General features: G+C 66.8%; 18 protein-coding genes. 3 read left to right on the top strand and 15 right to left on the bottom strand.

Going from position 1 to position 20,775, the window contains the following annotated elements; genetic code table 11:
* Nucleotides 1-4: 4 nt before the first annotated feature.
* The 9 genes from PX653_RS05000 to PX653_RS04960 form a co-directional block, all read right to left on the bottom strand.
* A complete protein-coding gene (locus PX653_RS05000; RefSeq protein ID WP_277416811.1) occupies nucleotides 5-4,699 on the bottom strand; it encodes a pilus assembly protein in 4,695 nt (1,564 codons plus the stop codon).
* Between the two features lie 21 nt (nucleotides 4,700-4,720).
* Entirely contained in the window at nucleotides 4,721-5,314 is a 594-nt protein-coding gene (locus PX653_RS04995; RefSeq protein WP_277416810.1) for a pilus assembly PilX family protein, read from the bottom strand.
* Nucleotides 5,314-6,468: a PilW family protein gene (locus tag PX653_RS04990; protein ID WP_277416809.1), complete on the bottom strand. Its 1,155-nt coding sequence runs from the start codon at nucleotides 6,466-6,468 to the stop codon at nucleotides 5,314-5,316. Before PX653_RS04990 ends, PX653_RS04995 begins: the two co-directional genes overlap by 1 nt.
* Nucleotides 6,458-6,871: a PilV family protein gene (locus PX653_RS04985; protein WP_277416808.1), complete on the bottom strand. Its 414-nt coding sequence runs from the start codon at nucleotides 6,869-6,871 to the stop codon at nucleotides 6,458-6,460. Before PX653_RS04985 ends, PX653_RS04990 begins: the two co-directional genes overlap by 11 nt.
* On the bottom strand, nucleotides 6,868-7,494 hold the full coding sequence (locus PX653_RS04980; protein WP_277416807.1) for a GspH/FimT family pseudopilin: 627 nt from the start codon (nucleotides 7,492-7,494) through the stop codon (nucleotides 6,868-6,870). Before PX653_RS04980 ends, PX653_RS04985 begins: the two co-directional genes overlap by 4 nt.
* Complete coding sequence (locus tag PX653_RS04975; RefSeq protein WP_277416806.1) at nucleotides 7,482-7,925, bottom strand: type IV pilin protein; 444 nt, start codon at nucleotides 7,923-7,925, stop codon at nucleotides 7,482-7,484. Before PX653_RS04975 ends, PX653_RS04980 begins: the two co-directional genes overlap by 13 nt.
* 305 nt (nucleotides 7,926-8,230) lie before the next feature.
* A complete protein-coding gene (locus tag PX653_RS04970) occupies nucleotides 8,231-9,334 on the bottom strand; it encodes an alpha/beta fold hydrolase (RefSeq protein ID WP_277416805.1) in 1,104 nt (367 codons plus the stop codon).
* On the bottom strand, nucleotides 9,331-10,644 hold the full coding sequence (locus tag PX653_RS04965) for a sensor histidine kinase (RefSeq protein ID WP_277416804.1): 1,314 nt from the start codon (nucleotides 10,642-10,644) through the stop codon (nucleotides 9,331-9,333). The genes PX653_RS04970 and PX653_RS04965 overlap by 4 nt, the downstream gene beginning before the upstream one ends.
* Complete coding sequence (locus PX653_RS04960) at nucleotides 10,644-11,321, bottom strand: response regulator transcription factor (RefSeq protein ID WP_277416803.1); 678 nt, start codon at nucleotides 11,319-11,321, stop codon at nucleotides 10,644-10,646. Before PX653_RS04960 ends, PX653_RS04965 begins: the two co-directional genes overlap by 1 nt.
* A 120-nt stretch (nucleotides 11,322-11,441) precedes the next feature.
* Here PX653_RS04960 and PX653_RS04955 point away from each other — a divergent pair, with 120 nt between their 5' ends.
* The 3 genes from PX653_RS04955 (at nucleotide 11,442) to PX653_RS04945 (ending at nucleotide 14,701) form a co-directional block, all read left to right on the top strand.
* Nucleotides 11,442-12,248: a hypothetical protein gene (locus PX653_RS04955; RefSeq protein ID WP_277416802.1), complete on the top strand. Its 807-nt coding sequence runs from the start codon at nucleotides 11,442-11,444 to the stop codon at nucleotides 12,246-12,248.
* A gap of 8 nt (nucleotides 12,249-12,256) precedes the next feature.
* Entirely contained in the window at nucleotides 12,257-13,390 is a 1,134-nt protein-coding gene (locus PX653_RS04950; RefSeq protein ID WP_277416801.1) for a methyl-accepting chemotaxis protein, read from the top strand.
* Nucleotides 13,391-13,891: 501 nt separating this feature from the next.
* Nucleotides 13,892-14,701, top strand: coding sequence for a Crp/Fnr family transcriptional regulator (locus tag PX653_RS04945; RefSeq protein WP_277416800.1), 810 nt, complete (start codon nucleotides 13,892-13,894; stop codon nucleotides 14,699-14,701).
* Here PX653_RS04945 and PX653_RS04940 read toward each other — a convergent pair.
* The 6 genes from PX653_RS04940 to pheT form a co-directional block, all read right to left on the bottom strand.
* The gene (locus PX653_RS04940) at nucleotides 14,598-16,121 is read right to left on the bottom strand and encodes a CHASE3 domain-containing protein (RefSeq protein WP_277416799.1); all 1,524 of its coding nucleotides are present in this window, start codon (nucleotides 16,119-16,121) and stop codon (nucleotides 14,598-14,600) included. The two genes, PX653_RS04945 and PX653_RS04940, sit on opposite strands and share 104 nt — an antisense overlap.
* 249 nt (nucleotides 16,122-16,370) lie before the next feature.
* Nucleotides 16,371-17,003, bottom strand: a complete 633-nt coding sequence (locus PX653_RS04935; RefSeq protein ID WP_277416798.1) for a response regulator — start codon at nucleotides 17,001-17,003, stop codon at nucleotides 16,371-16,373.
* A complete protein-coding gene (locus tag PX653_RS04930; protein ID WP_277416797.1) occupies nucleotides 17,000-17,311 on the bottom strand; it encodes a hypothetical protein in 312 nt (103 codons plus the stop codon). Before PX653_RS04930 ends, PX653_RS04935 begins: the two co-directional genes overlap by 4 nt.
* A gap of 3 nt (nucleotides 17,312-17,314) precedes the next feature.
* On the bottom strand, nucleotides 17,315-17,722 hold the full coding sequence (locus PX653_RS04925; protein WP_277416796.1) for a MerR family transcriptional regulator: 408 nt from the start codon (nucleotides 17,720-17,722) through the stop codon (nucleotides 17,315-17,317).
* Between the two features lie 13 nt (nucleotides 17,723-17,735).
* Nucleotides 17,736-18,083, bottom strand: coding sequence for an integration host factor subunit alpha (locus tag PX653_RS04920; RefSeq protein WP_107144599.1), 348 nt, complete (start codon nucleotides 18,081-18,083; stop codon nucleotides 17,736-17,738).
* Nucleotides 18,084-18,342: 259 nt separating this feature from the next.
* Nucleotides 18,343-20,769, bottom strand: a complete 2,427-nt coding sequence (gene pheT, locus PX653_RS04915) for a phenylalanine--tRNA ligase subunit beta (RefSeq protein ID WP_277416795.1) — start codon at nucleotides 20,767-20,769, stop codon at nucleotides 18,343-18,345.
* Nucleotides 20,770-20,775: the final 6 nt, after the last annotated feature.

Below are 20,775 nucleotides of genomic sequence, written 5' to 3'. Positions count from 1 at the left end.
CCCCTCAGTCACCCTTCACCCGGCGCCAGCCGGCCCGGTGCGCCCCCACCGTGTCCAGCTCCTGCAACGGCCGCGTCAGCGTTTCGCCCTTGGCGGTCGTCGTGATCAGCTTCAGGTCGCCCTTCGGCAGCCGCACGATGATGAAGCCCACTGCCGCCGACGTGTTCGACAGCATGCTGCCCACCAGCGTGCCGTTCACGCCCGTGCCCTTGCACACGTCCACCGCATAGAAGTTCGACGTGCCGCCCACGGAGCACGACGATTCCGACGTCGGCACGTTGGTCACCACGTTGCCCACCCCGCTGACGATCTTCGGGTCGAGGTTCATCCGTTCGCCCGCGTTGAGCTTCCAGTCGAAGTACCAGCCGCTGTTGCGCGACAGGTCCACCCGCGTGCCGGTCAGGTCGATCTCGTCGATGGTCGTGACGGCGTCGTCGCCCGTGCCTTCGGTCGAGGTGCGCTGCGACAACGTCTGCGCCACCATCGTGCTGCCGCGCAGGTTCAGGTCCGCCGCACCGTCGTCGCGCAGCGCGTACAGGCTTTGCACGTCCGTGTTGCCGATGTCAGGCAGGTCCAGCAGGCGCCCCGTGCCGAACATCACCACACGCTGGGCGCTTTGCGCCGTGGCGCCGCTGTCCGCCGTCGTTGTCACCGCGCACAGCGTCACATCCGGCCGCGCCGTGATGGGCTGGGCCACGCCGTCCACGGCGGCGATGCCGATGCGCTTGACGGAGGCGGCGGCCGTCAGGTCGAAGCGGAACAGGTTGCCCTGGTTGTCGCCGCCGTAGATATAGGTCGTGACCGGGTCGGTGGCGGGATCGTTCGAGATCGCCGTGATGCGCGCCAGCCCCGATGGCGTGGTCGTGTCGCCGAGATTGGTGCTGACCCGGTCGAGCACTTCACCCGTCGCCACGTCGACGATGAACAGGTAGCCCTTGCCGTCGCCCGTGTTGACGTTGTCGACGCCCGGCACGTTGTTGTAGCCGGACGTCAGGTAGACGACCCAGCGGCCGTTGTGCATGCCGAACTGCGGTGCGCCGAAGGTCAGGCCGATATTGTTGGCGTCCGTTCGGCTCTGCGGGCACAGGGCCGCATCCGCGCACAGCTCCCACAGCAGTTTCGGACGCTGGCCGCCGCGGGCAGTGCCGGCGGCATCGGTCCATGCGGGCCCGGCATCCGTCACGTCCAGCGCATAGTAGCCGCGGCCGCCACCGTTCAGGCCCGCCACCAGGATGGTGCGCCATTGCCCGCCGATCTGCACGTCCGCCAGTTCCGGCGAGCCGTCCGTCGTGTACTGGTGGTTGGTGCCGTAGGTCGTCGAGGCCAGCACCGGCAGCTTCTGCATCGTGATGCGCGGTACGTAGGCCCACAGTTCGCGCCCGCCGGCGCTGCCGTCGGCCGCGTTGAAGGCGTGCAGCATGCCGTCGTTGGCCGCCACGAACACGGCGGGCGCGCGCCCGGCATACGTGCTCTTGAACGTTTCGTAGCCCGACAGCGTGTAGGCCTTGCGCGGATCGCGCATGTAGGCCGGCTTGGACGACGCGATATCGCCCAGCACCACCGGCACCGTGGCAGTGGCGGCCGGGTCGGCATCGCGGCTGCTGCTGTAGGCGCGGAACACGACGTCGTCGGCATGCTGCTGCTGGCCGCGCAGCCAGTTGACCAGCTCCGTGCCGGCGTTGACCAGCGCGCGATTGTCGCCGTCCAGCAGCGTGCACTGCGTCAGCAGCGGGCACTTGTTGGTGAACCAGGCCTTCTCCGCCGCGCTCATGTTCGCAAAGTAGAACGGCTTCAGGTCCGTCGTCGCGCCGTCGCGCATCCAGATCGTGCGCCCGTCCGTGGTGGCGCCGGCCGTGCCGCTCGTCGCGACCTGCCCGCCCATCGCCGTGGCCGTCGTCCACACGGGCGTCGCATCGACGATGCCGGTGGCGGTGTCCACATTGCGCTTCGACAGCACGCCGAACCACTTCACGGTGGTGAACGTGGACGAGAAGATGTCGTTGTCTTCCAGCGAGATGTTGGGGGTCGAGGTGGCCGCCGCCGCGGCGGCGCCCACGCTGACCTGCATCTTGTCGAGCGCTTCCTGCAGGCCCGCCACGACGTCCTTCGGCTGGCTGGCGCTGAAGTACTTGCCATGGCCATTGATGGCGGCGTGCCACAGGTCGTCCACCCGCTCCTGCACGGTGGAAGCGGTGCTCGTCACCTGCGGGTCCGGCCACACGTAGGCGCCGCCGCCATTCCACGGGCAGCCGCTGGTGACGCCGCTTTTCAGGTTGAAGAAATCGCCGTTGACGATCGGCGCGCTGTCGTACTTCGGTTCGTAGTTCATCACGCCGTCCACGCCCAGGCCCAGCGTGTAGGTGGTCATGTGCAGGTGCGTGTTCTCGCCCGCGGCGGCCGGCACCAGGCCGGGCTTGAGCATGTTCGGCTCCAGGTCGGGGCGCAGCGACACGGTACCCGTGCTGGAGCCGCCGTTGTACCAGTGCAGGGCCACGTCGGAAATCGAGGGCTGGCTCTGGCTGCGCGTGTCCACGCAACCGTCCTTCTTCAGGCAGAAGCGGGTGGCGCTTTCCCTGTCGTCGTTGTTGACGACATTCGCGGTCGAGTTGCCGTTCCAGTAGCCGTCCGTCGTCAGGATCAGGAAGTTCTGCTGGCACGGGTACTGCACCACTTCCTGGCCGCTGGCGTAGTTGTACGGCGTGAGGTTGGCGTACATGCGACCCACGTTGTCCATCGCGGTGCGGATCGGCGTGGAGCCGGACGTCGTCGTGTTGTACAGCGTCGAATACCAGCTGGTGCGGGCCGTGCCCGTGAAGTCGGCCGGTTTCAGCTCCACCGCGTTGCCGGCGCCCGCGCTGGACAGGCGCACGTAGCCGACCCGGTAGTTGCCGTTCAGGCGCGTAAAGGCAATGCCGACGGACGTCTTCATCATCTGCAGGCGCGATTTGTAGTACGAGTACCAGTTTGCGAAGTTCGTCATCTCCTCCGCGTAGGTGCAGGTACTGCCGGCGCAGTCGGTGCGGCCGAGCGACTTCGGATAGGTCCGGCCGCTGACGATGTTGACGCGGGCGAACGTGCTGGGCGCACCGCTGCCCGCCGAGATGGCCTGCACGGTGGTCGGGATGGTGTCGACGTCGACGAACGTGTCCACCGGCGCGATCGTCATCGTGCCCCGGTTGCTCAGGTTACCGACGGTAACGTCCTTGGCGGGTGCATTGTTGGCGGTGTCGACCAGGCAGACGGTGCCCGCCTCGGCGGCCTGCGCGCACGTGGGGGTGATGCCGTTGCCGCCGGCGTAGGCCCGCACGGTACCGGAGGTGCCGATGCGGTTGACGATCGCGGTCGCCGCGGTTGCCGCGCTGGTGTTGCCACCGTTCGTGCCCAGCGCGAGGTTGGTGAACAGGTTGTTGCCGTTCAAGGCCACGTTGGCCAGCGAGGCCTGCCGGTTGTTGGCCGTGCTGCCGGTGATGCGCAGCAGGCCGGTGGGTGCGCCCAGCCGGGTGCTGGTCGCATCGACCGTGATGCCCCAGCCGCTGCGCGAGTTGTCGTAGTACGGCTGGCAGGTGGCGACGCTCTTGCTGCCGCTGCACGACACGGGCAGGATCGCCAGCACGCTGTCGCTGGCGAGATTGATGCCGAACGTCGAGCAGGCCGGCACGTTGGCCACGCCGATCGGGTTCTTCACGCAGGCCAGGTAGGGATACGTGGTGCCGGTGCGGGCCATGATCGACGACGCCAGCGCGCTCGCCAGCGTCTGCTGCTTCAGCGCCGTGTTGGTGCCGTTCGGCGCACTGACGGCGCCGTTGGTGACGGTGCGGTTGCCATCCGGGTCGTTGACGACGATCGAGTTGATCGTCAACGCGCTGCTGGTGCGGCTGGCGCCGATGGTCACGGTGCCGTAGGCCACGGCCGCGCCCAGCGCCTGCGAGTAGCGCGGGTACAGGAAGCTGCCGACGCGCTTGGCCTGGCAATTGGTCAGGTTGCGCGTGTCGCACCAGCGCACCAGCGCCGGCACGGGATAGCCCGAAGGCGCGGCCGCGCCGGCGGTGGTCGAGACGCACGTCTTCATTGCCGCGTCGGTGCAGTACTCCGCCACGCCGATGGTGTAGTAGTACGGCCCCGTGCTGATGGCGCCGGCGGCCGTGTACGTGTTGTCCGGGTAGGTGTATGTCGCGCTGTTGACCTTGCAGTCGCTCGTGTTGTCCGGGTCGCACCAGCGCAGGTCGGGGAACTGGGTCGTCAGGTCGATGGCCGTGTCGCCATTGCCGTACAGGTTGACGTTCTGCTTGCCGAAACCGTCGCTGGCAACGTTGGTCCAGTTGGCGGTGGCCGCCGCCGTCTGCTCCGGATAATAGGTGCCGTCCGCCTTGATCGGCGGCTGGTAGCGGATCTGCGGATTGTAGTACTGCTTGTTGAAGTCCGGGCTCATGAACGGCGGATGGCCGACCGTGCAGGACGTCACGCCGTTGGCCAGGCGGCTGCTGGTGCGGCACAGGTTGTCGTTGACGTAGTCCGGCGTGTAGGTCTGCTCCATCGAGCCGGAGTTGTCGAACAACAGCATCAGGTTCGGCTTGACGGTGCCGGTGCCGCTGATGTTCAGCAGCGGCACCTGGGCGATCTGGGTCTGCGCGGCGAAGGCCGGCAGGCCAAGGCACAGCGCCAGCAGAAAGAGGCGTGTTATCACGGGGCGTGTTTTCATGGCGATTACCTGTGCGGAGCCTCAGGGCCCCATCATGACGACGGTCTGGTTGACGACATTGCCGCCGCGCGCGCCGAACACGCGCGCCGTGATCACGTAGTGCAGCTGCGGCTTGTCCTGGTAGGCCGGCGCGTCCGAGGACAGGCTGTCGCCCATCTGCGTCCGCGCGCCGACGTTCTTCTTGGCCGACGTCAGCGTGCAGCTGTTGCCGGCGTTGTAGTCGCCCACGGCCGTGCACATGCGGTGGATGACGTATTCGATGCGCACGTTCGTCGTCGCTTCCGTGACGAACGCGGAGCCCTGCCAGAAGGCGGGCGTGCGCACCGACCAGGCGGGGTTGAGCGTGGCGACGTAGCCGGCCGCGGCGCGGTCCTGCGTCAGCTGGCCCTTGTCGACGGTGCTGAGCCAGTCGAACGCCGTATGCAGGCCCAGGTCGGCGGACTTCGACAGCGCGGCCTCGTAGGCCAGGTTCGACGTCGTCAGGGTGGTCGAGGTGGTGGAACGCAGCAGGTAGATGCTGCTGATCAGGAGCACCGTCAGCATGATCAGCATGACGGGCAAGGCGATGCCGCGCTGGCGCGGGTGCGGGTGCAGGTACAAGTGCATGGTCGGCATCATGGCCTCCACGCCGCGTTGCGGACCGGGACGATCGTCTCGAAGGCCCGGTAGCGATAGCACCGCCAGTCGGCGATCGTGTCGACGTTGACGGTGACGGATGCCGCGGCCACGCTGGCCGGCGAACGGCCGGCGAACACGGTCAGCGGCGCGGTGGTGGCGCCGCACTGCTTCGTCACCGCGTCGGGCTTTTCCGGCATCTTGCTGCGGGCGATCACGGCAAGGCGCACGGCGGCCACACGCTGGAAGTCGCCGGCGCCGGCGGTCACGCCGTCGCCGTCGGCATCGATCATCGTCGCGCTCCAGGCGCCCACCTGCATGCCGGTGGTGGGATCGAACGAGGCCGCCGCCCGGGTGTCGAAACCGTATTGGCCCTTGATCGCGACGATGTTGTCGGCCACCGCCGCCGGCGCGCCGGCAGCGCCGGCCAGGTCGGTCGCGCGCAGCATCAGGTTGCCGTTGCTGACCGACCAGGTGTGGAAGGCCAGCTGCGCCAGCGGACCCAGGTTGTACACGCGCGCCTGCCCGGCGCTGTAGGCATTGCCCAGCGCCGCGCGGTTGAAGCGGAACGCGGCGCCCGCGTCGAAGGTCAGCGTGAAGCCGGGCGGCGTCGCCGACAGCTGCGCCAGCGCGCACTTGCCGCCGGCCGGCTCGGGCGCCACGACGACGACGGTGCCCTGCAGGTAGCCGAACGGCTGGTTGGTGGCGACGTTGATGGAATTGGCCCCCGCGTAGTTGTCGCGCAGGCGTTCGGACCCCACGCCGCTCATGGCGCTGCCCGCCATCAGCGTGATGCGGTCCGATGCGGTGCCGCCGCTCTCGATGATCACGGGCGCCAGCGGCGTCGTCTCGACGGCGCCGCGCATGACGACGGGCAGTACGTAGCCGGCCGTGTCGGTGAAAGTGGTGTCGCAGCCGGACAGCAGCGTGTCGTTCAGGCCCCAGCCAGCCTGGCTCGCGTCGTTACTGATCGAGAACATGGCCAGCATGCCGTTCTGCACGGCGTCGGATCCGCCCACCGCTGCCGCCTTGTTCTGCTCACTGCTGACGAACAGCCGGGTGGCGAAGACGATCGCCAGCATGCCGACCAGGACGCTGACCAGCAGCTCGACGAGGGAGAAACCGCCGTCGCGGGCATGCACGCTAGATGACATAGGCGGTCACCCGGTGGGTATTGGTATCGGTGCCCTGTTTGCGGCGCCACGCGATCGTGATGTCGACGCGCCAGCGCGTGCCCTGCTGCGCCACGACGACGACGGCCGTGGCGCCCGGGATCAGCGTGCGCGTTTCCGCCACCCACGGCGCCAGCGCGGCGGCGGGCGTGCCGTTGGCGGCCAGTGCATAGCTGCCGATATTGGCCACGTCCGTGTTCATCATCGCGACCAGCTTGTCGGCCTGGATCGTCGCTTCGGCGCGCTGGCCCGCATCGGCCAGCGCCGAGTACGACCGCGCCTGCAGGCCGATGGCTCCCAACAGGCCGATCCCCAGCAGGATCACGGCGATCACTACTTCCAGCAGGGCGACGCCGGCCTGTTGGCGCAAGGTGACAGGTTTCATGGGCAGGCCCTCGAGTCGGGTGCGGCGACGTCCGGATTGCACTTGGCCACCACGCCGCCGAGCGGGATCGCCAGCGCCACGGTGGCGATCCCGTCGCGCAGGTGGGCGGCGGGCGTCAGCGTCAGGCGCGTCAGGCGTTGTGCATCGGTCGTGTCGACCCAGCCCAGCGCCGTGAAGTAGACGCCGGTGCTGCCCTGCGGCTGCAAGGTCGGGACCAGCGCATCCGCGTTCGGCAGCGCATTCGCGGCGCGGAACATGGATTTGTAGGGCGTGGCGGCATTCGGGTCGTTGTCGGCCGCGGTGGCGACCGTGGACCAGCTGCCGCTGTCGGCACTGCACGGCGTACCCGGCACGGGGAAGCAGACGTCGACCTGCCAGTCCAGCTGGCCGTTGGCGTTGGGGCTCAGTACGAAGCGGCTGGCGGCATTGCGCGTGATGGCCTCGCGCCGCGCCGTCGCCAGGCCTTCGGCATAGAATTCCGACGCGCCGCGCGCCTTGTTCGACAGCACCCAGCTGGTCATGTTGGGGATGCCGACGGCCAGCAGCGTGCCCATGATGGCGATCGCCACCATCAGCTCCACGAGGGTGAAGCCGGCGGGCCGGTTCGATGTCAGTGGACGCATTCGCCGCTCTTGCGGTCGGTCCAGCAGCCGGCATTGGCGGTCCATCCGGACGGCGCGGCCGTCGTGGCGCGGTTGCCGTTCTGGTCGACGGTAAACACGAAGCCCAGCACGGCGCCCTTGCCGGTGGCGGTGACGAGGTACGACGCGTTGTCGGCTGCGGTGAGCGCATAGTCGAAATTCTGGCTGGCGCGCGGGAAGGCATTCAGGCCTCCGAGGCCTGCGTACGAACGGGTATTCGACCAGTGCTGTTCCGCCGTCGGCTGCACGCTGCCCAGCGCGGAAAACGCCTCGGCCAGCCGGCCACGGGTGACGTGATCCCGGTACATCGGCATCGCGACGGCGGACAGGATTGCCACGATGGCGACCGTGATGAGGACTTCGACGAGGGTAAAGCCGCGTTGGCGCGGGGCGGAATTCGAACGGATAGGCATGCCAGCTCCACTGCAGGGCAAAATATATTGCCTACAGTCTACTATTGAAAGCTGACGTTACCCTGAGGAAATCCTGACGGGAGGCTGACAGTGTGGTTTTTGCCGCTAAATCGGTGACTGTCACCGTTTTTTGAATGGGTGACTGTCACTAAATGCCCCAAATGCCGCCAGGTTATCAACAAGCCGTAGCTTGGTGCCAGCGCCATTTTTCACCCAAAAGCAGAGGCTGGGGTCAGACCCGCTGGGTCCGACCCCGGTTTTCGGTCTTGGGTTCAAGGCAGCGTGAACGGCCGATCAAGCGGTTTCTACGGCGCCACGTCCCCCGCCTTCTCGGCAATGGCACGCGCCTGCAGCAGTGCCGCCAGCATCTTGCCCGGCTCCTCGTTGAACATCTCATGCGCCGAATGTTCGAACCAGACCAGCGCCTTGTGCGGTGCCTGCACTTGCTGGAACCACTCGGCGGCAACGCTGGCCGAGACGTTGCGGTCGTGCCGGCCATTGAACAGGAGAATCGGGCAGTCGAAACGGGTCCAGCCGCTGAAGTCCAGCGTCACCGTCTGCGCCAGCAGGCGCTCCGCCGAGAAATCGTTGGCCGTCCAGAGGGTGCGCAGGTCGGCATCCGAGTACTCCGGCGCCAGGCGGGCGGCGGCGCCCTCATGGCTGCCGTTGCGCCGGCCGTGCACCGCGCCGCCGTAATAGCCCAGCCACTTGCGCTGCACGTACAGGTCGCGCAGCACGACCGGATGGCCGGGCGCCGCATACGCTCCGAGCGCTTCCAGCTCGCGCACGGCCACGGCGTTGCGATCGCGCCGGGCGGCATCGAGCGCGAAGCGCAGCCCGCGTCGCTCGCTCTCGGGTCCGTCGACGATCTGCCCCGCGCCGATGTATGCGTGCAGCCAGTCTGGATGGCGGCGTGCCAGCTCGATGCCCAGCGAACTCCCCCATGAATGGCCGAGCACGTAGATGCGCTCCTTGCCGAACTCGCGGCGCAGCCATGCCACCATTTCTTCCGCATCGGCGATCATGCGCGCCCGTGTCATCGTCGGACCGACGACGACCGGATCGTTGGCGGCGTACGTCTTGCCGGCGCCGCGCTGGTCCCATTGCACCACCGTGAAGAAGTCTTCCCAGCCCCGCTGGAAGTACCAGCTGGTCGGCATCGAGACATACCCGGGGCCGCCGTGCAGCATCAGCAGCACGGGGTTGCGGCGGTCCACGCCGCGCACCGCGATCCACTGGTCGATGCCGCCGATCCGTACCGCCCGCACGCGCTCGACGCCATGCGGGGTGACGATGCGGCGCATGTCCGCGAGGATGCGCACCGCTTCGGCGCGGCTGGCTGGCTTCTGTGCATGGGCGGGCAGCAGCATGGCGCACAGCGCGAGGATGCTGGCGAATCGGACGATCATGGCGACTCCTGGCGTAGCGAGGGACTCTCGAACCTTACTATAAACCGCGCGCCCCGCCCGCCGGCCGCGGTCTCGATGTCCACCCGCGCGCCATGCGCGGCAGCGATCTCGCGCACGATGGCCAGGCCGATGCCGGTGCCGGCGCTGTGTTCATCCAGCCGCACGAAGCGGCTGAACACGGCGGCGCGCAGTGCGGGCGGGATGCCGGGGCCGTTGTCCTCCACTGCCAGTACCGCCGCGTCGCCATCCATGCCGCACGAGACCGTCACGCGCCCGCCAACGGGCGTGTAGCGCAGCGCATTGTCGATCAGGTTATCGGCCAGGTCGCGCAACTGGAAGCGGTCGCCCGGCACCGTGGCCGGCGCCAGCTCGAAGCCCAGGTCGATGTCCTTGCGCGCAGCCTGCTCGACGAATTGCTGCACGGTTTCCCCCAGCAGAGCGTCCAGCGCGACGGGCTCCAGGCGGCGTGGTCCCGCCTGTCCCGGCTCGGCGCGCGCCAGTACCAGCAACTGGCCGACCTGGCGGCTCATGCGCTCCGTGGCGGCGCGCATCATGGCGAGCGCACGTGCATCCTCGCCTCCCGGCCGGGCACGCGGCAGCACGTCCAGCTGCGCCTGCAGCCCGGCCAGCGGTGTGCGCAGCTGGTGCGCCATATTGGCCAGGAAGTCCTGCCGCGCCCGGGCGTTCTGCGCCGACTGTTCCAGCAAGCCGTTCACGGCGCGCACCACCGGTTCGAGTTCCGTCGGCACGTCCTCCATGGCAAGCGGCGCCATGTCGTCCGCGGCGCGGGCACGCAGCGCGGCACGCAGCTGCCGCAATGGCCGCAGGCCACGCGTGACCGCGTACCAGATCAGGATGGCCGACACCAGTGTGGCCACCGCTTCCAGCAGCACCAGCGCGCGCACGATGGCGGCCTGCGCCTGGCCGCGCTGGCGCAGGGCCTTGGCGACCGTCACCGTGGTGCCTTGGCCCGTGCGCAGCCCTACCAGGCGTACCGGCTCGCCGCGTACGACGGCATCGACGGCCTGGCCGGCGGCCCCGCCCCGCGGCAGGTCGGCGTCGCCCGCGAGCAGCCGGCCGGCATTGTCGCGCACGGCCACGTAGAGCCCATCGCCGTCCCGGTGGCCCGCCCCCTGCCCGGCTGGTGACGGCAGGGCCGCCAGCGCATGGGCCGTGTCCAGCAGGCCCTGGTCGAATGCGAGCTGCGCCGGCAGCCACGCCAGCGCGTACACCAGCGCGCCGCCCGCCAGGTTGACGAGCAGGATCGGGCCGATCAACCAGCGCAGCAGGCGCACGCGGATGCTGGCCATCAGGACCCGGCCGGTTCCAGCATGTAGCCGAAGCCGCGGATGGTGCGGATGGCGATGCCCGCATCCGCCGTCTTCTGGCGCACGCGCGAGATATACACTTCGACGGCGTTGGGCGTGACGTCGTCGCCCAGCGGCAGGATGGCGTCGATGATCTGCTGCTTGGACACCACGCGCGACACGTGCTGCAGCAGGTACTCCAGCACGGCCCACTCGCGCGCCGACAGGTCGACGATGCGCTCGCCCACCCTGGCGCGGCGCGTGCTGCTGTCCAGGCTCAAGTCCCCCAGCGCCAGCACGGCGGCACGGGGCGCGTGCCGGCGCGCCAGCGCGCGCACCCGCGCCACCAGTTCGGGCGTGGCGAACGGTTTGACCAGGTAGTCGTCCGCGCCCAGCTCCAGTCCCTTGACACGGTCCTCCACGGCGTCGCGCGCCGTCAACAGCAGCACCGGCGCCACGCTGCCGCGGGCGCGCAGGCGTCGCACCATCGTGAAACCGTCCATGCCGGGCAGGCCGATATCGAGGATCAGCACGTCCCAGGTCTCGCCCGCAGCCAGGCGCGCATCGGCCAGCGCGCCGTCCGGCACGGTATCGACCTGCATGGCATGGCCTGCCAGCAGGCGCCCGATGGCGTCGGCCAGGGTGGGATCGTCTTCGACGAGCAGTACACGAGTGATCATGGCGACGATTATGCCCCAGCGTACACTCGCGTGGGCGCGGGCCCGGCGGTGCGATGGCGCCATTTCATCGCCCGGTCACAAAGCAGCGGCATTATGCTCATGAGCAATTTCTAATACTAAATGACAATGCCAATCCTGTTCGCCCCTGCCGTGCGCCTGATGCAGCGCCTGCGCCTGCTGCCCAAGTTCCTCGTCGTTTCCGCCGTGCTCCTGTTGCCGCTGCTGGTGGCGACCGGCTTCCTGATGGCGGAGTTGCAGCGCTCCGTCGCGGCGACGCGGCTGGAGCGCACCGGCGTTGCCGGTATCCTGCGGCTGACCGAGATCGCGCGCCTGACGCAGCAGCACCGGGCGCTCGAGCATCTGCGCCTCGCCGGACGCCAGCCGGCCGAGACTGCCCTGGTGGCGCGGCAGTTGAGCACCCGCCTGGCCGAACTGGACCAATGGCGGCGCGAAGCCGGCGAGGCGGTATTGTCGCCAACGGACCGGCTGGCGCGGCAATGGGCCGCGTTGCATGGCGCAGCGCCCGAACGCACCGCCAAATCCAGCTTTGCCCAGCACAGCGCCCTGGTCGTCGAAACGGCGCGGCTGGCGGCGCAGGTGGCCGACCGGTCCGGCCTCAGCCTCGATCCGGAAGTGCGAACGCACCACCTGGCCCGCCTGTTTGCCGACACCTTCGGCGACAGCGCGGAAGGCTTGTCCGTCATCGCCGCCCGTGGCGGCGCCTATATCGACAGCGGCCTGTTGGAAGGCAACGAAGACCAGCTGCTCAATGCCACGGCCATGCTGGCACGCCATGCGCTGGAACGGGTGCCGGACCAGCTGGCCGCCATCGCCGCGGCGGACGGCGCACTGGCGCGGCAACTGGCGCCCCACCGGGGGCCGTACCGGCCGCGCTGGCCTTTCTCGACCGCGCCCACAACGAAGTGACGAATGCCGTGGACCAGACCTCCGGCCCGCAGTTCAACGCGGCCGGGGCAGGCGCCATCGACGGCCTGCATGGCATCGTCCGCGTCGCGGCGGCCGCGCTCGACGACGCGTTGGCCGAGCGTGCCGCACGCGACACGTTGCGCCGCAACCTGGTGCTGGCCGCCCTGGTCGCCGCGATCGCGCTGGCAGCGTGGCTGTACACGGGACTGTACCGCTCGTTCGCACGCGACATCGGCGCGCTGCACGGCGCCGTGCACGCGGCCGCGGCAGGCGACCTGTCGGTACGTATCGCCTCGCCTGCCCGCGACGAGCTGGGTAGCTTGACGAATGCGTTCGGGGCCACGCTGCTGACGCTGGATGCCCTGGTGGCGGACATCCGCCAGGGCGCGCACCGCATCGGCGGCACGGCCGACGAGCTGGCTGCGGGCAACGCCGGCCTGTCCGCGCAAACGGACGCACAGGCGCAGGCGCTGGCGCAAACGGTCGCGTCGATGCATGAGCTGGCCGAGGCCGTCCAGCACAACGGCGTGCACGTCCAGCAAGGCGGCGCGCTGGCCCGCACGGCCGGCACCATTGCCGCCCGCAGCGGCGAGGAAGTGCTGGCCGTGGTGGACGTGGTCAGGTCGATGCGCAGCAGCTCGGCGCGCATTGCCGACATCATCGGCGTCATCGACGGCATCGCGTTCCAGACCAATATCCTGGCCCTGAACGCCGCGGTCGAGGCCGCGCGTGCCGGCGAACAGGGGCGTGGCTTCGCCGTCGTCGCGGCGGAGGTACGCAGCCTGGCGCAGCGTTCGGCCGCGGCGGCGCTGGAGGTCAAGCAACTGATTGCCGCGTCCGTCGCCAACGTGGACCGCGGCAGCGGCCTGGCCGATACCGCTGGCCAGGCGATGACGCAACTGCTCGATGCCGTTGGCCAGATGACGGCGGTGCTGGAGCGTATCGGCGCCGTCGAGAACGGGCAACGCATGGAAATCGCCGCGCTGAACGACGCGCTGGACCGCATCGACCGGATGAACCGGCGCAACGCCGCGCTGACGGCCGCGGCATCGGCGGGTGCCCGCCGTATCCATGAGGAGTCGACAGCGCTGAACGGGGCGTTGCGCCATTTCCGGCTGCGTGCGCAACTGAGCGATGCCTGAAACCGTTGTGGCGCAACGACGAACCGCGTGATGGCGCGGGCGTTACTGTCGCGTTACCACTTCAAGGGCTTGTAGGAGTTTGCCTGAACTGCCGTGTTTTTCAGCAACCCGGCGGTTGCCCCGCGCCACCGGGCTGAGCCTTAACGCACATCGGGAAACGGACGTCGAAACGATGTGCGGCGACCGGCTGCCGCCGCCAATCGCAGTGGTCATGCGCCTCCCAGCGCCGATGCGGGCCGCGTCCGCCAATCGTGCGCCGCACCATTTGGGTTCCATGATATGGAAATGTCATGTTGCGGTAGGACTAGACTGACATGTTGCCATGTTACCAGCCTACACCCCAGCGGAAACCCGTCTTATGTTCGCAACCTACATAGAAAACTAAAGTACTACCTACGCAATCGGCCAAAGCAGCGCGAGAACAGAAGCGCTCCCGGTCCTGGACAAACCAGCGCCCGGCCCCGACCAGCGTACCGTGTACTTAAGCTCTGTGAGGATAAAATGAACAACACTCAACCTGGCGCCATCGAAAAGAACAATGTTTCCCGCTCCATGCCTGTCGGCTCGCGGGACTTCAAAGTGGCGTCCCGGCCCGTTGTCAGCTACAGCGGTACCCAGCAGAACGAACTGCTGGCCGCACTGCCTCGCCCTGTACTGGAATCGCTGTTCGAGCACCTGGAACTGGTTCAGCTGCCGTTTGGCAAGGAACTGTTCGAATACGGCAGCAAGCTGGAAAACGTCTACTTCCCCACCACCGCCATCGTGTCGCTGCTGTACGTGATGGAAGACGGCGCGACCACCGAGATCGCGGTCGTCGGCCATGAAGGCGTCGTCGGCGTCTCGATGTTCCCCGGCGAACGTGCCATGTGCACGGCGGTCGTGCAAAGCGCCGGCTACGGCTACCGCCTGAAGGCGCAAGCCCTGCGCGACGTGTTCAACCAGGGCGGCGCCCTGCCCCAGCTCCTGATGCGCTACAACACGGCCCTGTTTGCGCAGATGGCGCAGAACGCCGTCGGCGGCCGCCACAGCTCGATCGAGCAGAAACTGTGCCGCTGGCTGCTGGATCGCCTGGACCGCTCCCCCAGCAACGAGCTGAAAGTGACCCAGGAAATGATCTCGATCATGCTGGGCGTGCGGCGCGAAAGCATCACGGCCGCCGCCGGCAAGCTGCAGGAAGACGGCCTGATCACCTACCGCCGCGGCAATATCACGGTGCTGGATCGTGCAGGGCTGGAACGCTATGCGGGCGAGTGCTACAAGGTGGCAAAGACGGAATATGATCGTCTGCTCGTTGACGTAGCAGGTTGCTGATCTGCCGGGGCGGCTCGGCCGCCGCGGCCCCGCCATGCAGCGGGATGAACACCTCGATACAGGTACCCTTGTCGCCCCGGCCGCGCCGGATCGTCAGGGTACCGCCCAGCAGCAGCGCGCGCTCGCGCATGCCCAGCAGGCCATGCGACATCGGCTTGACGATCATATCGGACGCGATGCCGATGCCGTCGTCGATGATGCGCAGCACCAGCAACCCCTCCTCCGATTGTTTCAGCGTGACCGACACGTGCTGCGCACGGGCATACTTGCGGATATTCGTCAGCGATTCCTGCACGATGCGGAACAAGGCGATCGACAGGCTGGCTTCGCCACCGCGCGCGATGGCGTCCACCTCGGCGCCGATCTGCGTATCGCACGGGATGCCCGTCAGCCGGGCGAAGTCTTCCGTGTAGCTGTCGATGGCGGCGCACAGGCCCAGGTTGTCCAGCAGGCTGGGGCGCAGGTTCTCGATGATGCGGCGCTTCAGCTCCACCGTTTCCAGCAGCGTGGCGCGGGCCCGGCGCAGCTGCGCCACCAGCTCCGGCTCGCTCTTTTGCAGCGGCTGGATGACGGCCCCGATGTCCATGCTGATCGACGTCAGGTGCGCCCCCATCTCGTCGTGCAGTTCGCGCGACAAGCGGGCCTTTTCCTCTTCCGAAATACTGATCAGGTGACGCGACAGCACTGACAGCTGCTCCGTGCGCTGCGCCACCATCTCTTCCAGGTTCTCGTTGGACTGCTGCAGCGCGTGCTCGACGGTTGCCTGGTTGAAATAGCTGCGCCGCACGAGCTGGTAGAACATCACCAGCACGACGATGGCGATCGCATTGATGCCCATGCCCAGCATCAGCGCCTTATGGTATTCGTCGTAGAAGCGCGCGCTGCGGGCGGCCAGCGTTTCGTTCTGCTCCTGGATCATGATGACCGTCTGCAACCGGATCTCGTCCATGCCGCTGCGCTCGTCGCCATAGCGGGCGATGTTGACGATCTCGTCCAGGCCGCTGTGTTTGTAGACTTCGATGGCCTGCCCCATCATCGCCAGCTTGCGGCGGACCAGCTGGTGCAGCTGGTTCAGGTTTTTCAACTGGGCCGGGTTATCGGCCAGCAGTTTCTCAAGCAGGACGAACTCCGCTTCCGTGTCGGCCATGACGGCACGTGTCGGCCCCAGGTAGGTCTCGTTGCCGGAGATGAAATAGCCGCGCATGCTGCTCTCGGCATCCTGTACCAGTACGCCCAGGTACTGCAGGCGTTCGGCCACGCGCGAGCTCTGCAGCGTGTGGGCGTTGGCGCTCTTCAGCGATTCAAGATTGTGAAACAGGCTCAGGCCATTGACGATCAGGAACAGCACGCACGTGACGCACAGTATGGTCTTGTAGAGAGGCAGGCGGTGCTGCGGACCTGCTTTGACGGTGAAGTACATCCTGAAGCATCCTTCGCTGACGCGCGGCGGCGGGAGCAGGCTATTATAGACTGCCGAGCCAATTAATGCCTCGTGGAAAGCTCATTCGACGCCAAAAAGTTGCGCCGAGGAACAACAATCGGTAGAAGGTGCGCGGACGGCGCAGTGAAGGCAGGAACTGCGAGGTGAAACTGACGGACTGGCGGGCGCCCTTGGTGGCGGAGGCAAGGCACGCGGCAAGACCGGAAGCCTCGCCGCGCTGCCGGGACTTCAATCCAACAGGTTGTTCTTCATAGCGTAGTATGTCAGGTCACTGTTCGATTGCAAGCCCATTTTCTCCATGATGCGGGTGCGGTAAGTGCTGACGGTCTTGATGCTGAGAGACAGCGCCGTACCGATATCGGAGACGGTGGCGCCGCGCGCAAGACGCAGGAAGACCTGGAATTCGCGGTCGGACAGTTCCGTGTGCAAGGCCGTGTTCGGATCGCGGTCGAAGCTTTGCGCCAGCAGTTCGCCAACCTGCGAACTGACGTAGCGGCGGCCCTGGTAGACAGTGCGGACGGCCGTGATCAGCTCGTCGGCCTCGCATTCCTTGTTCAGGTAGCCGTTGGCCCCCATCTTGAACAGGTTCAGTGCGTACTGCTGGGCCGGGTAGCCCGACAGGATGAGCACCGGCAAGTCCGGCTGGCCCTGGCGGATGGTGCGCAGGGTGTCGATACCGCTCTGGTCTGGCATGGCGATATCCAGCAGCAGGACGTCGCAGATCTCGCGTCGCGCGATATCGAGTGCTTCCCGGCCGGTGCTGCCTTCCGCCACGACCGAAAACTCGTCGGACGACGAAAAAATCTGCTTGAATCCTGCTCTAACTATCTGATGATCGTCACAAATGGCAACGCGTATCATTGTTTTCCCTCGTATGTCCCTAGCTTGGGGAAGTCGTTCTGGAGCGCTCGCCGCTCCGGATCAGCGTCTGCATTTTCACTGGCAAAATCATAACGTTGATATTGTATCACCAAACATTTAACGCTCTCGCGCATTGTCGCGCCGACATGAATCGCTCGCCGGACGAAAAAAAAGACGCTGCCCGCGCCGCCCGACGCTGCCACGTCTTTTGCCGTGACGCGCCGTAACGGTGGTGATACCGCACGGTGCGCGCCGGTCGCCGCTTCATCCCAGGGCGATATGGAGCCGCACTCGGCGGTTTTCAACATCCTTCATTTCAACAACGCCAGGATGGCCTGCAGTTCGTCGCGGATCATGTCGCGGTCCAACGGCGGCAGTGCCTCGGTCCCGGCCTCGTCGGCCATGCCCGAACCACCATCATACTCTTCCTGCGCGGCCGCGCCACGGCTGTCCAGCTTATTGCGCGCGCCACTGATGGTAAAACCCTGTTCATACAGCAGTTCACGGATGCGGCGGATCAGCAGCACCTCGTGGTGCTGGTAATAGCGCCGGTTGCCGCGCCGCTTGACGGGTTTGAGCTGGGTGAATTCCTGTTCCCAATAACGCAACACATGGGGCTTCACGCCGCACAGTTCGCTGACCTCGCCGATCGTGAAATAGCGCTTGGCCGGGATCGGCGGCAGGCTCACCAGATCGGTCTTGCCGATGCGATCGTTCATGTCCACCCTTTAATCAGGCAGCACGTGCCAGCGCGGCACTTTCTTCCACCATCGCCTTGAGCTTCTGGCTGGCATGGAAGGTGACGACCCGGCGGGCCGTGATGGGGATTTCCTCGCCCGTCTTCGGGTTGCGGCCTGGCCGCTGCGGCTTGTCGCGCAGCTGGAAATTGCCGAAACCGGACAGCTTGACGGCTTCGCCCCGCTCCAGCGCGTTGCGAATCTCGTCGAAGAAGGTCTCGACCATGTCCTTGGCCTCACGCTTGTTCAGCCCGACCTGTTCGAACAGCAGTTCGGCCAGCTCGGCTTTCGTCAGCGTGGGCAAGTCTTTTTCAGCTTCCTTGCGTACCTTGGCAACCTGCATGGCGCTGTGCAACTCGGCATCCAGCGCAGATTGCAATACCGCGGAATCGACGTCGTTGTTGTTAATTTTCCTGCCCTGCCTTTACAAAGAACACCGAGTCCGGCCTGGGCCGGACTCGCGGGATGAACTGATGAGTGCGTGACTATACCTGCCGGCGGCCCGCGCCTCCCTTAATGACAGCTTAATGACAACTTTTTTGTCAGCTTCAGCGCCACGCCAGGAGGCGGCCGGGATTCCTGCCAGGATCCAGCCGGGGACGTTACTTGCGTACCTTGGCACCCTGTTTTTGCGCGGCCGCATCGGCCAGCGCAGTCATCAGGGCGTCGACCAGCTCGTCCTGCAGGGTGGTTTGAGTATCTTGCAAGCTAAAGCGGAAAGCAAGCGATTTTTCGTCCGCCTCCAGCCCCTTGCCGCGATATTCGTCAAACAAAACAATGGCTTGCACGATGCGTCCGTGCTCGCTTGCGGCCACCGCCGCGGCAAAGGCATCGAGCAGATCCTGCGCCGCCACGTGCTGCTTGACCACCAGTGCCAGGTCCCGCGTCGTGCCCGGGAACTTCGAGATCTCCTGGTACTGCGGCACGCTGCGTTGCTGCAGCGCATCGGCGTCCACCTCGAACAGCACCGGGGCTTTTGGCAGGTCGTATTTCTGCAGCCAGCGCGGATGCAGTTCGCCAACGAAGCCGATGACCTGGCCGTCCAGCGTTACGGACGCCGCACGGCCCGGGTGCAGCGCCGGATGCTCCAGCTTGGCAAAACGCAGCTGCGCCGGCGCGAACAGCGCTTCCAGGTCGGCCTTGATGTCGAAGAAGTCGACGTCGCGGGTCGGCTGGCCCCACTGCTCGTCCGCCTGCGGGCCGTAGGCCATCGCGGCCACGCGCTGCGGCTGGCGGTAGCCGGCCACGCTCAGGGGACCGTCCACCACGGCTGCATCGCGATGGTAGACCGCGCCCACCTCGAACACGCGCACGCGGGGCGCCTTGCGGTTCAGGTTGTAGCGCACGTTGGCGACCAGGCTGCCGATCAGCGCCGAGCGCATCACCGACAGCTGGCTGGCGATCGGGTTCTGCAACTTGATCGGGTTGTCGTTGCCGGCGAAGTCCAGTTCCCACTGGGCTTCCACGAAGCTCATGTTGACGACTTCCTGGTAGCCCAGGTCGGCCAGCTGGTGGCGCACGGCAAAGATCGAACGGGTGTTCTCCGGCTCGATGCGCATCGTGTTTTCGGCCACCGGCGGGCGGGCCGGGATGTTCTCGAAACCGTACACGCGCGCCACTTCCTCGATCAGGTCTTCCTCGATCTCGATGTCAAAGCGGTAGCTGGGGCTCGTCACGGAGAACACGCCGTCCTCCAGCGTGAACGGCAGCGCCAGGCGCGTGAAGATGTCGGCCACCACCGCGTCCGTCAGCGGCACGCCGATGACCTTCTGGGCCCGGCTGGTGCGCATCTTGACGGGCGCGCGTTGCGGCAGTCCGGCAACGATGTCGTCGACGGGGCCGACCTTTGTTTCCGGCGTGCCGCAGATCTCCAGGATCAGCGCGGTGATGCGCTCGATATGTTGCACCGTCGTCGCGTAATCCACGCCGCGCTCGAAGCGGTGCGCCGCATCGGTCGAGAAGTTGTACTTGCGGGCGCGGCCCTGGATGGCGTTCGGCCACCAGAACGCCGCTTCCAGGTAGATATTGGTGGTGTCCAGCGAGACGGCGGTCGCGTCGCCGCCCATGATACCGGCCAACGATTCCAGTTCCTTGTCGTCGGCAATGACGCCCACCCACTCGTCCACGGCGACCGTGTTGCCGTTCAGGAGCTTGAGCGATTCGCCCGCCTTGCCCCAGCGTACATCCAGGCCACCGTGGATCTTGTCCAGGTCGAACACGTGCGACGGCCGGCCCAGTTCCAGCATGACGTAATTGGAAATGTCGACCAGGGCCGACAGGCTGCGCTGGCCGCTGCGCTCCAGGCGCTGCTTCATCCAGTCGGGCGTGGCCGCCTTGGCGTCCAGGTTGCGGATGACGCGGCCGGAGAAGCGGCCGCACAGGTCCGGCGCACTGATTTTCACTGGCAGCTTCTCGTCCGTATTGACGGCCACCGGCGTGCATTGCGGTGCTTGCAGCGGCACGCCCGTCAGCGCGGACACTTCGCGCGCGACGCCCAGCACGGACAGGCAGTCGGCCTTGTTCGGCGTCAGCTTGATGGTGAATTTCAGGTCGTCCAGCGCGTAGTAGTCGCGGAAGTCGGCGCCGACCGGCGCGTCGTCCGGCAGCTCCAGCAGGCCGCCGTGGTCTTCCGACAGCTTCAGCTCGCGCGCGGAGCACAGCATGCCTTGCGACTCGACGCCGCGCAGCTGGCCCACCTTGATCTCGAACGGCTTGCCGTCGGCACCCGGCGGCAGCACGGCGCCGGCCTTGGCGCAGACAACCTTCAAGCCAGGGCGCACGTTGGGCGCGCCGCAAACGATGTTGAGCAGCGTGCCCGTGCCGACGTCGACCTGGCAGACGTTCAGGCGGTCCGCGTTCGGATGCTTCTGCATCTCGCGCACGTGGCCGACGACGACGTTGGAGAACGACGGCGCAACGGGCTCGACTTCTTCGACTTCCAGGCCGGACATCGTCAGGAGATGCGACAGTTCATCCGAAGTCATCTTCGGATCGGCCATGGTGCGGAGCCAGTTTTCGGAGAATTGCATATTCAG

The sequence above is a fragment of the Pseudoduganella chitinolytica genome (genome assembly GCF_029028125.1).
In the GTDB taxonomy this organism is placed as follows: domain Bacteria; phylum Pseudomonadota; class Gammaproteobacteria; order Burkholderiales; family Burkholderiaceae_D; genus Rugamonas; species Rugamonas chitinolytica.
The sequence above is the reverse complement of the archived record's forward strand: the minus strand, read 5'-3'. Positions and strand labels throughout refer to the sequence as shown.